General features: G+C 66.6%; 9 protein-coding genes. 4 read left to right on the top strand and 5 right to left on the bottom strand.

Annotation, left to right across the window (positions count from 1 at the left end):
• Window positions 1-53: 53 nt before the first annotated feature.
• Entirely contained in the window at window positions 54-1,655 is a 1,602-nt protein-coding gene (locus tag ACQR1H_RS06970) for a phytoene desaturase family protein (protein ID WP_316181732.1), read from the top strand.
• 181 nt (window positions 1,656-1,836) lie between these two features.
• On the opposite strand, the gene ACQR1H_RS06965 is transcribed toward ACQR1H_RS06970, so the two are convergent.
• Entirely contained in the window at window positions 1,837-2,001 is a 165-nt protein-coding gene (locus ACQR1H_RS06965; RefSeq protein WP_315802129.1) for a Flp family type IVb pilin, read from the bottom strand.
• 267 nt (window positions 2,002-2,268) lie between these two features.
• Between ACQR1H_RS06965 and ACQR1H_RS06960 the strand changes: the two genes are divergently transcribed.
• From ACQR1H_RS06960 to ACQR1H_RS06950, 3 genes are all read left to right on the top strand, one after another.
• A complete protein-coding gene (locus tag ACQR1H_RS06960) occupies window positions 2,269-3,165 on the top strand; it encodes a 50S ribosomal protein L11 methyltransferase (RefSeq protein ID WP_315802176.1) in 897 nt (298 codons plus the stop codon).
• A gap of 476 nt (window positions 3,166-3,641) precedes the next feature.
• Window positions 3,642-5,465, top strand: coding sequence for an aminopeptidase P family protein (locus ACQR1H_RS06955; RefSeq protein WP_316236955.1), 1,824 nt, complete (start codon window positions 3,642-3,644; stop codon window positions 5,463-5,465).
• A 120-nt stretch (window positions 5,466-5,585) separates the two neighbouring features.
• Complete coding sequence (locus ACQR1H_RS06950; protein WP_434907335.1) at window positions 5,586-6,863, top strand: multidrug effflux MFS transporter; 1,278 nt, start codon at window positions 5,586-5,588, stop codon at window positions 6,861-6,863.
• 181 nt (window positions 6,864-7,044) lie between these two features.
• Here the strand turns inward: ACQR1H_RS06950 and ligA are convergent, their stop codons facing one another.
• The 4 genes from ligA to lpxC all read right to left on the bottom strand — a co-directional run bounded on the left by ligA (window position 7,045) and on the right by lpxC (window position 13,341).
• Entirely contained in the window at window positions 7,045-9,192 is a 2,148-nt protein-coding gene (gene ligA, locus ACQR1H_RS06945; protein WP_434907334.1) for an NAD-dependent DNA ligase LigA, read from the bottom strand.
• A gap of 106 nt (window positions 9,193-9,298) precedes the next feature.
• Window positions 9,299-10,972, bottom strand: a complete 1,674-nt coding sequence (gene recN, locus ACQR1H_RS06940) for a DNA repair protein RecN (protein ID WP_315802125.1) — start codon at window positions 10,970-10,972, stop codon at window positions 9,299-9,301.
• A gap of 125 nt (window positions 10,973-11,097) precedes the next feature.
• On the bottom strand, window positions 11,098-11,988 hold the full coding sequence (locus ACQR1H_RS06935) for an outer membrane protein assembly factor BamD (RefSeq protein WP_315802124.1): 891 nt from the start codon (window positions 11,986-11,988) through the stop codon (window positions 11,098-11,100).
• A 393-nt stretch (window positions 11,989-12,381) separates the two neighbouring features.
• Window positions 12,382-13,341 (bottom strand): UDP-3-O-acyl-N-acetylglucosamine deacetylase, encoded by a 960-nt coding sequence (gene lpxC / locus ACQR1H_RS06930; protein ID WP_315802123.1) that lies wholly within the window; start codon window positions 13,339-13,341, stop codon window positions 12,382-12,384.
• Window positions 13,342-13,462: the final 121 nt, after the last annotated feature.

The raw sequence follows: 13,462 nt of genomic DNA, 5'->3' as shown, positions 1-13,462 counted from the left end.
CACCAGCCGAGGTTCCCGGTGCGGGTGATTAAACAGGGCTTTTTGAAGCTGACATGAATGAAACCGACGTCATCATCATCGGCGCTGGCCATAACGGCCTGACCTGTGCGGCCTATCTCGCCATGGCGGGCCTGCGCGTGCATGTGGTCGAGCGCCGCAAGGTTGTCGGCGGCGCCGCGGTGACGGAGGAGTTTCATCCGGGCTTCCGCAACTCCGTCGCATCCTACACGGTGAGCCTGCTCAATCCGCGCGTCGTCTCCGACCTGAAGCTGCATGAGCACGGGCTTGAGATCGTCGAGCGCCGGGCGCAGAACTTCCTGCCCTCGCCGGACGGTCGCTATCTGCTGACGGGCGAGGGTCGCACGCTGGCGTCGGTTGCGCGGCTGAGCCCGCGGGACGCCGACGCGATCGGCCCGTTCTCGGCCCGGCTCGAGGCGATCGCGGACGTGCTGCGCAGCCTCGTGCTGCGGGCGCCGCCAAACCTGGTCGCCCAGTTCGGGCTATCGGCGATCCGCGAGGCGTTCAACGCGCTCGGCACCGCCAACACGTTGCGCGCGCTGTCGCTGGAGCAGCAGCGCGACCTGCTCGACCTGTTCACGCGCTCGGCCGGCGAGATGCTCGACGAGATCTTCGAGACCGACCTGGTGAAGGCGCTGTTCGGCTTCGATGCCATCGTCGGCAACTATGCCAGTCCCTACGCCGCCGGCTCGGCCTATGTGATGCTGCATCACGCCTTCGGCGAGGTGAACGGCAAGAAGGGCGTCTGGGGCCATGCGATCGGCGGGATGGGGGCGATCACGCAGGCGATGGCCGGGTGCCTGAAGGAACTGGGCACGCTGGTCGAGCTCGAGGCCGGCGTGCGCGAGGTGATCGTCGAGCGTGACCGCGCCGTCGGCGTCGTGCTCGAGGATGGCCGCACCATCCGCGCCCGCCACGTCGTCGCCAACGTGAACCCGAAGCTGCTCTACACGCGCCTGGTGCCGGCCGGCGCCGTGCCCGAGCCGTTCCTGAACCGCATCCGGAACTGGCGCTGCGGTTCGGGCACGTTCCGCATGAACGTGGCGCTCGACCGGCTGCCCTCGTTCAGCGCGCTGCCGGGCGACGGCGACCATCTCTCCGCCGGAATCATCCTCGGCCCGAGCCTCGGCTACATGGACCAGGCCTATCTCGATGCGCGCGCGCATGGCTGGAGCCGCGATCCCGTGGTCGAGCTGCTGATCCCGTCCACACTCGACCCGACGCTGGCGCCGGCAGGCCGGCACGTCGCCAGCCTGTTTTGCCAGCATGTCGCGCCCGAGCTGCCGGACGGCCGCTCCTGGGACAATCACCGCGACGAGGTTGCCGACCTCATGATCGCGACCGTGGACCGCTATGCGCCGGGCTTTGCCGCCAGCGTGCTCGGCCGGCAGGTGCTGTCACCGCTCGATCTCGAACGCCAGTTCGGACTGATCGGGGGCGACATCTTTCACGGCGCGCTGACCTTGAACCAGTTGTTCTCGGCCCGCCCCATGCTCGGCCACGCCGACTATCGCTCGCCGCTGAAGGGGCTCTACCATTGCGGCTCGGGCAGCCACCCCGGCGGCGGCGTCACCGGTGCCCCCGGCCACAATGCGGCCCAGGCGATCCTGGCGGACCATCGCGCTCTGTTCGGCTGAGAATAAGGGGTGGAAAGGCGGCGGACGTCCGTGTGGACAAGCTGAGGACGCACTGTGGATCGACTGCCAAACAATCAGTGCACGGCCGTGTGGATATGCTGTGGACCCGGCGGTTGATATGGCCTCAAGCAGAAAAACCGGGCGCAGGGCCCGGTTCTTCGAGAACGCCGCGTCGGGCGGATTACTTCAGGGACGTGTTGATCGAGTCGAACTTGCTGCTGAGCGAGCTGCCCAGGCCGTTGACGGCGGCGATGATCGCCAGCGAGATGCCGGCTGCGATCAGGCCGTATTCGATGGCGGTGGCGCCGGATTCATCACGCAAGAACTTCGACAGAATGGACTTCATCTGAACCTCGTTTCCCAACCCAGGAACCGAGGATCATCCGGTTCCCATGGCGGGAACATTAGGGGCCGAGACCCTAAAGTCGGGATAATCCCCCCAGGTCAAGTTGCAGAGATTCTTCGCTGCAATTGAACCTCAACTTTTATTCGGATCAGGAAAGGCATTATACAACCGCTGGATGCGCAGATCCGGCAGAATTGCGGTCCTATCGCTTGCGTTGGCAGGCAATTCCCTTAACCACGCCGTCAAATCTCGCCAGGATCCACCTTGATGACCTCAACGACTACGCCCGCCACCCACAAGGCCAGCTTCACGGTTGCCGATGAAGCGACCGCCCGCCCGGCGGTCGACGTCCTGACCGAGGTGTTCTTCGAGGGGGACGCGGCGGTTGCGGCGTTCGAGCGTCCGGACGGACGCTGGGACGTCACGGTGCATTTTGCCGATCCGCCCGACCAAGCGCTGGTGCGCGAGCTCGTCGGCGGGGCGGCGGGCGCCGACGTGGCCCGGACCCTGACGTTCGAGGTCGTCGAGGCCAAGGACTGGGTCAAGGCCAGCCTGGACGACCTCGTTCCGGTCCCGGCCGGTCGTTTCATGGTCCACGGCAGCCACGACCGTGCCCGCGTGCCCGGCAACAAGCTCGGAATCGAGATCGAGGCGGCGCTCGCCTTCGGCACCGGCCATCACGGCACCACCCGGGGCTGCCTGCTGCTGCTCGATCACGTGCTCAAGACGCGCGCGCCGCGGCGCGTGCTGGATCTCGGCACTGGAACCGGCGTGCTCGCGATTGCCGCCGCCAAGGCAACGCGCCGGTCCGTGCTGGCGAGCGACATTGATGCGCCCTCGGTCATGGTGGCGCGGGAAAACGCCCGGCTCAACGGCGCCGGCCCCCTGGTCCAGGTGATCCGGGCCACCGGCTTCGCTGCCGCGGAATTTGCCGAAGCCGGCCCGTTCGACTTGGTGCTGGCGAATATCCTGGCCAACCCACTGCGCCAGCTGGCTGCGCCGATGCAGCGCCACCTCGCGCCGGGGGCCTTCGTGATCCTGTCGGGCCTGTTGACCCCGCAGGCACGCGCCGTCCGCGCCGCCTATCGTGCCCGTGGCCTGGTTCCGATCCGGCATTTGAGAATCGAGGGATGGAGCAGCCTGTTGCTGCAGAAGCAGCAGTGAGGCGGATCAGCTCACGGCATGGATCGAACCTGCGCGCTGGGTGCGGCAAGTTCGCGATTACGTCTTCGGCTGGCTCTGCTGCGAGGTGGAGTCGGACTGATTACGCGGGGCACGTCGACCGCGCGGCGCGACGAGACGATTGACGAGATCCGCCAGCGCGCTGCGCGGCTTCTCGGCCGGTGCGGACGCCGGTCCGCTCGGCGCGGGCGCCGATAATTTTTCGAAGGTAAAAGCAGGCATCGTGCATCCCCTCGCCGTTGAGTTGAGGCACTCCCCGGATCATGCGACCGTGGATGATCTTTACGATCGTGGTCGTCACGTCCATACGTTTCCTCGCCGCACCTCTTTCGGATGACTGGCATGCGACAGCAAATCTTTTTGCACAGGCGAATGCAAGGAGATTCTTCGTGCACTGCACTGTCTGCTGAAGGAGTATTCGCCGACGCGGCAGGATTCACTTCTAAAGTATGAGACCGATGTTCGAAGCTCTGTTCCAGACGTTCGAAGAACCCGAAACCGGCGTGGCACTGACCGCGCGGCTCGCCGCGCTCCGCGAAGAGCTGGCCAGACGCAAGCTCGCCGGCTTCATCGTGCCGCGCGCCGACCAGCAGCAGAACGAATATGTGCCACCCTCGGAGGAGAGGCTGGCGTGGCTGACCGGCTTCACCGGCTCGGCCGGCCTTGCGATCGTGCTGTCGCAGGCGGCCGCGATCTTCGTCGACGGCCGCTACACGCTGCAGGCCAGCAAGCAGGTCGACGGCAAGGCCTGGATGGTGGAATCACTGATCGAGCCGCCGCCGGAGAGCTGGCTGACGCGCCATTTGCAGAGCGGCGACCGCGTCGGCTTCGATCCGTGGCTGCATACGACGGCCGCGGCCGAACGACTGGCCACCGCCTGCGCCAAGGCGGGCGCGGAGCTGGTTCCGGTCGAGCGCAACCCGGTCGACAGCATCTGGACCGAACGGCCGCTGCCGCCGCTCGGCGCCGTCGCCATCCACGGCGCGGAATTGTCCGGCGAGAGCGAGGCCGACAAGCTCGGCCGGATCCGCCAGGAGATCGAGCGCCTCGGCGTCGAGGCGCTCGTCCTGTCCGATTCCCACAACGTCGCCTGGACCTTCAACATCCGCGGCGCCGACGTCTCGCACACGCCGCTGCCGCTGTCCTATGCGTTGGTGCCGAAGACCGGACGCCCGACGATCTTCATCGATTCCCGCAAGCTCTCGAACCTGACGCGCGATCATCTCGAGCAGAGCGCCGAGGTGGCGGAGCCGGACACGCTGACACCACGCCTGTCCGAGCTCGCGCAATCCGGCGCGGCCGTCGCGCTCGACAGCGCCACGGCCGCCGATGCCCTGACGCGCCTGATTCAGGGCGCCGGCGGCAAGGCGGTGCGCGGCGCCGATCCGGTCAGCCTGCTCAAGGCCGCCAAGAATGCGGTCGAGATCGACGGCACGCGGCGCGCCCATCAGCGCGATGCGGTCGCGCTGGCCCGCTTTCTCGCCTTCATCGATCGCGAGGCGCCGAAGGGCTCGTTGACCGAGATCGATGCGGTCGAGGCGCTGGAGAGCTTTCGCCGCGACACCGGCGCGCTCAAGGATGTGTCGTTCCCGACCATCTCGGGCACCGGTCCCAACGGCGCCATCGTGCACTATCGCGTCACCCGCAAGAGCAACCGCCGCATCATGCCGGGCGATCTGCTGCTGATCGATTCCGGCGCGCAATATCAGGACGGCACCACCGACGTCACCCGCACGATCGCCGTGGGCGCGCCGACCGAGGAGATGCGCGATCGCTTCACCCGCGTGCTGCGCGGCCACCTTGCGATCGCGCGCGCGATCTTCCCCGACGGCACCACCGGCGCCCAGCTCGACACCCTGGCGCGGCAGTTCCTGTGGCAGGCCGGCATCGATTTCGAGCACGGCACCGGCCACGGCGTCGGCAGCTATCTGTCGGTGCACGAGGGACCCGCGCGGATTTCGAAGCTCGGCACCACGCCGCTGAAGCGCGGCATGATCCTGTCCAACGAGCCCGGCTACTACAAGACCGACGCGTTCGGCATCCGCATCGAGAACCTCGAGCTGGTGGTGGCGAAGGACGTCGCGGGCGCGGAGAAGCCGATGAACGGCTTCGAGGCGCTGACCCTGGCGCCGATCGACCGGCGCCTGATCGAGGTCGCGATGCTGAGCGCCGAGGAACGCGCGTGGCTCGACGCCTATCATGCCCGGGTCAGGGACGCCGTCCGAGCGGCGCTCGACGACGGCGACCAGCGCTGGCTCGATCAGGCGACAGCGCCACTGTAGTCAGCCGTACGGTCCGGCTGCGCGCCGTCCCGCTGCCTGCATGGGCGCATGCCGAAACAGGCATTTCCGCGAAATGGAAGGCCGCTACAGTCGGGGCGTTCACCTGATTTGAGCGGCACCATGCATGGAATGATCAGCAGACCGCCTGGAGCGGCGCCACCGCGCGCCGTTCCGTCGCGCACGATGCTGGTCCTGCTGGTCGTGATGACCGGGCTGGCGCCGATCTCGCTGTACCTGCTGGTACCGGCGCTGCCGATGCTCGCGACCACCTTTGGCCGCGACGCCTCCGTCGTGCAGATGACGGTGTCGTTCTACATGGCCGGCATTGCGATCTCGCAACTGCTGCTCGGGCCGCTGTCGGACCGCTTCGGCCGCCGCCCCGTGATGCTCGCCGGGCTCGCGCTGTCGATCGTCGCGAGCGTCAGCTGCATCTTCGCCGACACCCTGGCCCAGCTGATCGCGGCGCGCTTCTTCCAGGCGCTCGGCGGCGCCAGCGGCATGGTGATCAGCCGCGCCATCATCCGCGATCTCTATCCGCGCGAGCGCATCGGGGCGATGATCAGCCTCGTCGTCGCGGTGATGATGATCGCGCAGATGCTGTCGCCGCTGACCGGCGGCCTGATCGAGATCGCGCTCGGCTGGCATGCCATCTTCTATGTCGTCGCCGCGCTGTCGATCGTGATTGCGATCGCCGTGACCATGGCGCTGCCGGAGACCCGCCCCGCCCGCATCGAGGGCGCGAGCTTCCGCCGCGACGTCGCGATGCTGGTGAAGAGCCGCGCCTTCCTCGGCTACATGCTGTGCCAGGTGCTGGCGTCGCAGATCATCTTCGCCTTCGCCGGCGGCGGGCCGTATATCGTCGAGGTGCAGATGGGCCGCTCCTCGGCGGAGTATGGCGCGTGGTTTGCGACCACCGGCTTCGCCTATTTCGTCGGCAACCTGTTCTGCGTGCGCTACGCGCCGCGCCATTCGCTCGATCGGCTGATCTGGTTCGGCCTGGGGCTGCAGCTCACCAGCGCCGCGCTGAACTTCACGTGGAGCCTGTTCGGCTTCAATCAGGTGCCCTCGGTGCTGTTCGGCACGCAGATGCTCTTGATGTTCGCCAACGCCGCCGTGATGGCGAACTCCGCGGCCGGCGCGATCAGCGTGCGGCCGGGCGCGGCGGGCACCGCCTCCGGCGCGATGGGGTTCCTGCAGATGGGCGTGGGCGCGCTGACGTCGCAGCTCGGCGCCTATCTCGGCGGCCACTACGCAACGACGCTGCCGCTGACGTCGGCGATGCTCATGTTGTCGCTGGCCTGCGCCTGCAGCATGATCTTTCTGGTTCCGCGCACGCAGATGAAGGTGACGAAGGAGCTGATCGAGACGGCGGAAGAGGATGAGGCCGGGGTGATGTGAAGGGCGGATGTCAGGGATTGTACGCACGCGCGGCACTTTCGCTGTCACGCAGGCGGGTATCCAGTACGCCGAGACGGATCGGTCGTATAACAACTGCCTCTGGAATACTGGATCATCCGCTTTCGCGGATGATGACAGTTGTGGTGCCACAACCACCTTCTGCACCAGACGAGCGCGCGAGCTACTCCCCGATCAGTTGCAGCCACTCGTCCTCGGTCAGCACCTGGACGCCGTGCTTCTGTGCGTCCTTCAGCTTTGAGCCCGCGCCGGGACCGGCGACGACATAGTCCGTCTTCTTCGACACCGAGCCCGATACTTTTGCACCGAGCCGCTCGGCGGTCGCCTTGGCCTCGTCGCGCGTCATCTTTTCCAGCGTGCCGGTGAACACCACCGTCTTGGTCGCGATCGGCGAATTGCGCTTCGGCTTCTCCGCGTCGAGGATCTTCACCTCTTTCGTCAGCCGCTCGACGATGCCGCGATTGTGGTCCTCGCCGAAATAGGCGGCGACGCTCTTGATCACGGTGTCGCCGATCTGGTCGAGCGCATCCATCTCCGCGATCGCCTCCTCGTCGCCGCTGGCGACCTTGAGACAGGCTTCGTGGAACGCATCCCATGAGCCGTAGCCGCGCGCGAGCGCCAGCGCCGTGGTCTCGCCGACATGGCGCATGCCAAGCGCGTAGATGAAGCGCTCCAGCGCGATCTCGCGCCGGGCGTCGATGGCATTGAAGAGATTGCGCACCGAGGTCTCGCCATAGCCCTCGACCTCCTCGAGCTTCAGCCTGGCGTTGCGCGCGGCCAGCGTGAAGATGTCGGCGGGCTCCTTGACCCAGCCCTGGTCGAAGAAGAACTGAATCTGCTTCTCGCCGAGACCGTCGATATCGAAAGCGCGGCGCGAGGCGAACAGCTTGAGGTGCTCGATCTTCTGGAACGGACAGGCGAACTCGCCGGTGCAGCGGGCGCGCGAGCCCTCCTCGCCGGTCGCGATCTCCTCGCGGACGACGTCGGTGTGCAGCGGGCACGGGCATTTCTTCGGGAAATGGAATTCCTTGGCGTGCTTCGGCCGCTTGTCGATGAGCACGTCGACCACCTGGGGGATGACGTCGCCGGCGCGCTGGATCACCACGGTGTCGCCGATCCGGATGTCGCGGCCTTCACGCAACACTTCGCCCTTGTTGCCGATGCCCTTGATGTAGTCCTCATTGTGCAGCGTCACATTCTGCACGATGACGCCGCCGACGCCGACCGGCTCCAGCTTGCCGACCGGCGTGAACGAGCCGGTGCGGCCGACCTGGATCTCGATGTCCTTGAGCACGGTCATGGCGCGCTCGGCCGGAAACTTGTGGGCAATGCCCCAGCGCGGCGTGCGCGAGACGAAGCCGAGCCGCTCCTGCCAGTCGATGCGGTCGACCTTGTAGACGACGCCGTCGATGTCGTAGTCGAGCTCGGCGCGCTGCTCCTCGATGTGACGATGGAACGCGATCAGTTCCTCCACCGAGTGGCAGAGCCTCGTGAGCGGGTTGGTCGTGAAGCCGCAGCGTTCGAACCATTTGATCATGCCGCTTTGCGTCTCCGCCGGCATCGCGCTCATCTCGCCCCAGGCGTAGGCAAAGAAGCCCAGGGGACGCGAGGCGGTGATGGTCGGATCCTTTTGCCGCAGCGAGCCGGCGGCGGAGTTGCGCGGGTTGGCGAAGATGGTGTCGCCCGCTTCCTTCTGGCGCTCGTTGAGCGCGAGGAAGGCCTGCTTGGTCATGTAGACCTCGCCGCGGACCTCGCAGATGTCGGGCAGGTTGCGGCCGTGCAGCCTGTGCGGTACGTCCTTCAAGGTACGGATGTTGGCGGTGACGTCCTCACCCTCGGCGCCGTCACCGCGGGTCGCGGCGGTGACCAGCTCGCCGCCCTCGTAGCGCAGCGACATCGACAGCCCGTCGATCTTCGGCTCGGCGGAGAAATCGATGCGCTCGTCGGCAAGCTTGAGAAAGCGCGCAATGCGGCCGACGAAGTCGCGCACGTCCTCCTCCGCGAAGGCGTTGTCGAGCGACAGCATCGGCACCGCGTGCCGAACTTTCTTGAACCGGCCGGAGGGCGCAGCGCCGACCTTCTGCGACGGCGACTCGCTGCTGACGAGCTCAGGGAAACGCTTTTCGATCGCATTGAAGCGGCGACGCAGCTCGTCGTAGGCGGCGTCCGAGATCTTCGGCGCGTCATCCTGATAATAGAGCCTGTCGTGGGTCTCGAGCTCCAGCGCCAGCCGCTTCCACTCCACCTTGGCCTGCGCCTTGGTGAGATCGGCAACGTCGACGGGCTGCTTCGGTTTTGCTGTCTTGGGCATGCGTATGATCTGCTCGTCATTGCGGGACGGCCCGGAGGCCGTCCCGAGACGACGGTGTACACAATGCGCGCGCCGGAGCCAAAGCGTTCGGCCGCTCCGTTTCCAGCTATGCCGCCGCAGCCTCCAGCAGCCGGTCGGCGGCGGCGCGGGCTTCGGCGGTGACCTCGGCGCCGGCCAGCATGCGGGCGATTTCCTCGCGGCGGTGCAGGGTGGCCAGCGTATTGACCCGGGTGACGACACGCTTGCCGCGATCGAGCGCATCTTTGGAGATCAGCAGATGCTGGTCCGCCCTGGCCGCGACCTGCGGCGCGTGGGTCACGGCCATCACCTGAACCCCGTGCGCGAGCCGCGCCAGCCGGGCGCCGATGGCGTCGGCGACCGCGCCGCCGACGCCGGTGTCGATCTCGTCGAACACCAAGGTCGGCGCCGAGCCGCGGTCGGACAGCACGACCTTGAGCGCCAGCAGGAACCGCGACAGCTCGCCGCCGGAGGCGACCTTCATCATCGGGCCCGGCCGCGTGCCCGGGTTGGTCTGAACCCAGAACTCGACACGGTCGATGCCTTCCGGCCCCGGCGCCTCGGCGTCGCTGTCGACCTGGGTCATGAACTTGGCCCGCTCGAGCTTGAGCGGGGCGAGCTCCGCATGGACGGCCCGGTTCAGCTTCTCGGCCGACTTGGTCCGCGCTGCCGACAGCTTGGCCGCCGCGGCGGCATAGCGCCCATCGGCTGCCGCCGCCGCTGCTTCCAGCTTCTTCAGCTGCTCGGCGCCGGCATCGATCAGGACGACGTCGGCGGCATATTTGGCAGCCAAGGCAGCCAGACCGTCCACCGGCGTCGAATATTTGCGCGCGGCCGCGCGCAACGCGAACAACCGCTCCTCGATGCGCTCCAGCTCCAGCGGATCGAAATCGGTGGCCGCGAGTGCCACCGTCAGATGCTGATCGGCCTCCTCCAGGGCGTTGATCGCCGAATCGATCGCCTTGACCGCCGGGTCGACCAGCGCGGGCGAGCTGACCGCGCGGCGCTCCAACCGGCGGACCGCCGCGGCTAGCGCGGCGATCGGCGACTGGTTGCCGCTGACGGCATCCTGCGCGTCGCGCAGATCGCCCGCGATCTTCTCGCCCTGCATCATCGCCGTGCGGCGGGCGGCGAGCTGCGTCTCCTCGCCCTCCTTCGGCGCCAGCTTCTTCAGCTCGTCCGAAGCATGCCGCAGATAATCGGCCTCGCGGGCCGCGCGCTCCATGCTCGCCCGATGCTCGTCGAGCGCCGTGACCGCAGTCCGGCGCGCTGCCCACAGCGCTTCCACCGCGGCGACGTCCTTCTCCAGGCCCGCAAAGGCATCCAGCAGCCGGCGGTGGGTGGCGGCGTCGACCAGCGCACGTTCGTCATGCTGGCCGTGGATTTCGACCAGTGTGGCGCCGATCGCCTTCAGCGTCTGCACGCTGACCGACTGGTCGTTGATGAAGGCGCGGGTGCGGCCATCGCCGAACTGAACGCGGCGCAGGATCATCTCGCCATCGGCATCCAGGCCGTTGGCGGCGAGAATCCTGGCGGCCGGATGATCCTTGCCGATCTCGAACACGGCCGTGACCTGCCCCTGGTCGGCGCCATGGCGCACCAGGCTCGCGTCGCCACGACCGCCGAGAGCCAGAGCAAACGCATCGAGCAGGATCGACTTGCCGGCACCGGTCTCGCCGGTCAGCACCGCAAGTCCATTCGAGAATTCGAGATCGAGTCGTTCGATCAGGACGATGTCACGGATCGACAGTCGCGCCAGCATGGAACCGAAGTCCTTCGTAACGGGGCGGAACGCCCCTGAGCGAACGACTCGATGCTAGCAGCAAAAAGAGAACAAAACAAGAATATAGAACAAAGCCAGATCAGACGAGTGATCCGGCCGATCGCTCAGCCCAGGCCGAGCTTCTTGAAGGCGCGCGAGATGTAGGAGCCCTTGTTCTCCTCGGGCTCGACGCCGCCCGACTTCACGAGATTATAGGCGTCCTTGTACCACTTGCTGTCGGGGAAATTGTGCCCGAGCACGGCCGCCGCGGTCTGGGCCTCGCCGACGATACCGATCGTCATGTAGGCCTCGGTCAAGCGATACAGCGCTTCCTCGACGTGCCGCGTGGTCTGGTACTGCGTCACGACCGCCTTGAAGCGGTTGATGGCGGCGGTGTAGTCGCGCTTCTGCATGTAATAGCGGCCGACATCCATCTCCTTGCCGGCGAGCTGATCGCGGGCGCCCTCCAGCTTGGCCTTGGCATTGGTGGCGTATTCGGAGGTCGGATATTTGCGCACCACCTCCTCGAGCGAGGCAATGGCCTTCTCGGTGCGGCCCTGGTCGCGGCTGATGTCCGGGATCTGGTCGTAATGCGAGGCGGCGATCAGGTACTGCGCATAGGCCGCGTCCGGGCTGCCCGGGTGCAGGGTCACGTAGCGGGTGGCGGCGCCGATGCAGCCGTCGTAGTCGCCGGCCTGATAGGAGGCGTAAGCCGACATCAGCAGCGATTTGCGGGCCCAGTCGGAATAAGGATGCTGGCGATCGACCTCCTCGAACTTCTTGGTCGCGCCTTTGACGTCCTTCTTCTCATTCATCAGGTACAAGCCCTCATTGTAGAGCTTGTCCGCGGGCTCATCGACGAAGGTGTCGTCCTTGGCCAGGAATTTGTCCCAGAGCCCGCCTGTTCCGCAGCCGCTCAGAGGCAGCGCCAGCAGGATCAGCGATGCGGCGAGCCTAAGCCGGCCGATGCTTGCTGCGGGATGACGGAGGTCGCGCGTGAGACGCTGTATCGACATGCTTCTTTGGAACCCGATGCCTGTGATCTGATCTACGCCGCGCACCATGAAGGTCGCTTCATGACCGCGAGGGAAGAGCCCCGCCGGTGGCACGCATCACGCGGCCCCGGCCTCTCTAGCCGAAAACACTTCATCAACCAACCGCATAGGAAGCCAATCCGCCCGGATTAAGGCAACACCGAGGCTGCCGCCACGCATCATGGTTACCGCTGAAGAAGCCGTTGGAAAACATCGAAATGCCGAGGATCCAGCCGCTGAGAAGGACGCGGCCGGCAACAAACATTGACAAAAAAGCAGATGGAAAAATCTGAACCACACCGAAAGCAAAGCTCCCGGCGATGTCGCGCGTTGCGTAGGTCAGCCGACGGAATCAGCCGATCGGGGCGACGCCGCTCAGGACACGTCCGGGCCGTAGGCCGGGGCGACCATGCCACCGACCATGCCGCCGACGACCTCCGCGGCCACGCGGGGACGACGCACGGTCTCGCCTTCGACGATCCGCCAAGCGGTGCGATCGGCCATCAGAGCAGTCAGCACCGCATGGTTGAGCTTGTGACCGCCACGGACCGAACGATACGTTCCGAGCATCGGCAGGCCGGCCAGCGCCAGATCGCCGATCGCGTCCAGCACCTTGTGGCGGGCGCATTCGTCGGCGTAGCGCAGACCTTCGGGATTGAGCAGGCGGTCCTCGTCGAACACCAGCGTGTTGTCGAAGGAGGAACCGAGCGCGAAGCCGGCGCTCCACAGCCGCGACACGTCGCTCATGCAGCCGAAGGTGCGGGCGCGGGCGATCTCGCGGCGGAAGCGCTCGGGGCTGAGCTCGAAATGATAGGCTTGGCGGCCGATCACGGGGTTGGTGAAATCGATTTCAGCTTCGACCCGGAAGCCGGAGCTGTTCGGACGCAGCTCGCCAGTGGAGGCGCCCATGGTCACCTGGACCGGCTTGAGCACCTGAAGGTAGCGCCGCGGGGCCGACTGATTGACGATTCCGGCCTGGTCGATGGCAGCGACGAACGGCGCAGCGCTGCCGTCCATGATCGGAACCTCGGGGCCGTCGACCTCGATCAGGGCGTTGTCGACACCCATGCCGCGCAGCGCGGCGAGCACATGCTCGGCAGTGGACACCAGCGCACCGTGGCGGTCACCGAGCACCGTCGCCAACTCGGTGGCGATCACCGAGCCGAAGGACGCCTGGACCTCGCGGTCAGCGCCATCGAGGCCGGTGCGGAGGAACACGATTCCCGCATCGATCGGCGCAGGCCCGATCGTCAGGCTGACAGGCGCGCCAGAGTGGACGCCTACACCGGTGACGGTGGCTTGCGAACGAAGCGTTGTTTGCCGGCTGAATTTCATCGACGATCGCCCAAGACCCCGCCTGATCCCTTATCGGCCGCCCCTCGCGAACCGACTCAGTTTCAGGCATCCCCAAGTCACGGCAGAACTTAACGAGAGCCCCAAAGAGCGCCAACTCACG

Origin of the sequence: Bradyrhizobium sp. HKCCYLRH2015 (assembly GCF_051168215.1) — a bacterium.
Taxonomy (GTDB): domain Bacteria; phylum Pseudomonadota; class Alphaproteobacteria; order Rhizobiales; family Xanthobacteraceae; genus Bradyrhizobium.
The sequence above is the reverse complement of the archived record's forward strand: the minus strand, read 5'-3'. Positions and strand labels throughout refer to the sequence as shown.

Bases quoted from the DNA above. Each gene is read 5' to 3' on its own strand.
- ligA (WP_434907334.1), bottom strand. From the start codon at position 9,192: ATGCCCAAGACAGCAAAACCGAAGCAGCCCGTCGACGTTGCCGATCTC.
- recN (WP_315802125.1), bottom strand. From the start codon at position 10,972: ATGCTGGCGCGACTGTCGATCCGTGACATCGTCCTGATCGAACGACTC.
- ACQR1H_RS06970 (WP_316181732.1), top strand. From the start codon at position 54: ATGAATGAAACCGACGTCATCATCATCGGCGCTGGCCATAACGGCCTG.
- ACQR1H_RS06950 (WP_434907335.1), top strand. From the start codon at position 5,586: ATGCATGGAATGATCAGCAGACCGCCTGGAGCGGCGCCACCGCGCGCC.
- lpxC (WP_315802123.1), bottom strand. From the start codon at position 13,341: ATGAAATTCAGCCGGCAAACAACGCTTCGTTCGCAAGCCACCGTCACC.
- ACQR1H_RS06965 (WP_315802129.1), bottom strand. From the start codon at position 2,001: ATGAAGTCCATTCTGTCGAAGTTCTTGCGTGATGAATCCGGCGCCACC.
- ACQR1H_RS06955 (WP_316236955.1), top strand. From the start codon at position 3,642: ATGTTCGAAGCTCTGTTCCAGACGTTCGAAGAACCCGAAACCGGCGTG.
- ACQR1H_RS06960 (WP_315802176.1), top strand. From the start codon at position 2,269: ATGACCTCAACGACTACGCCCGCCACCCACAAGGCCAGCTTCACGGTT.
- ACQR1H_RS06935 (WP_315802124.1), bottom strand. From the start codon at position 11,988: ATGTCGATACAGCGTCTCACGCGCGACCTCCGTCATCCCGCAGCAAGC.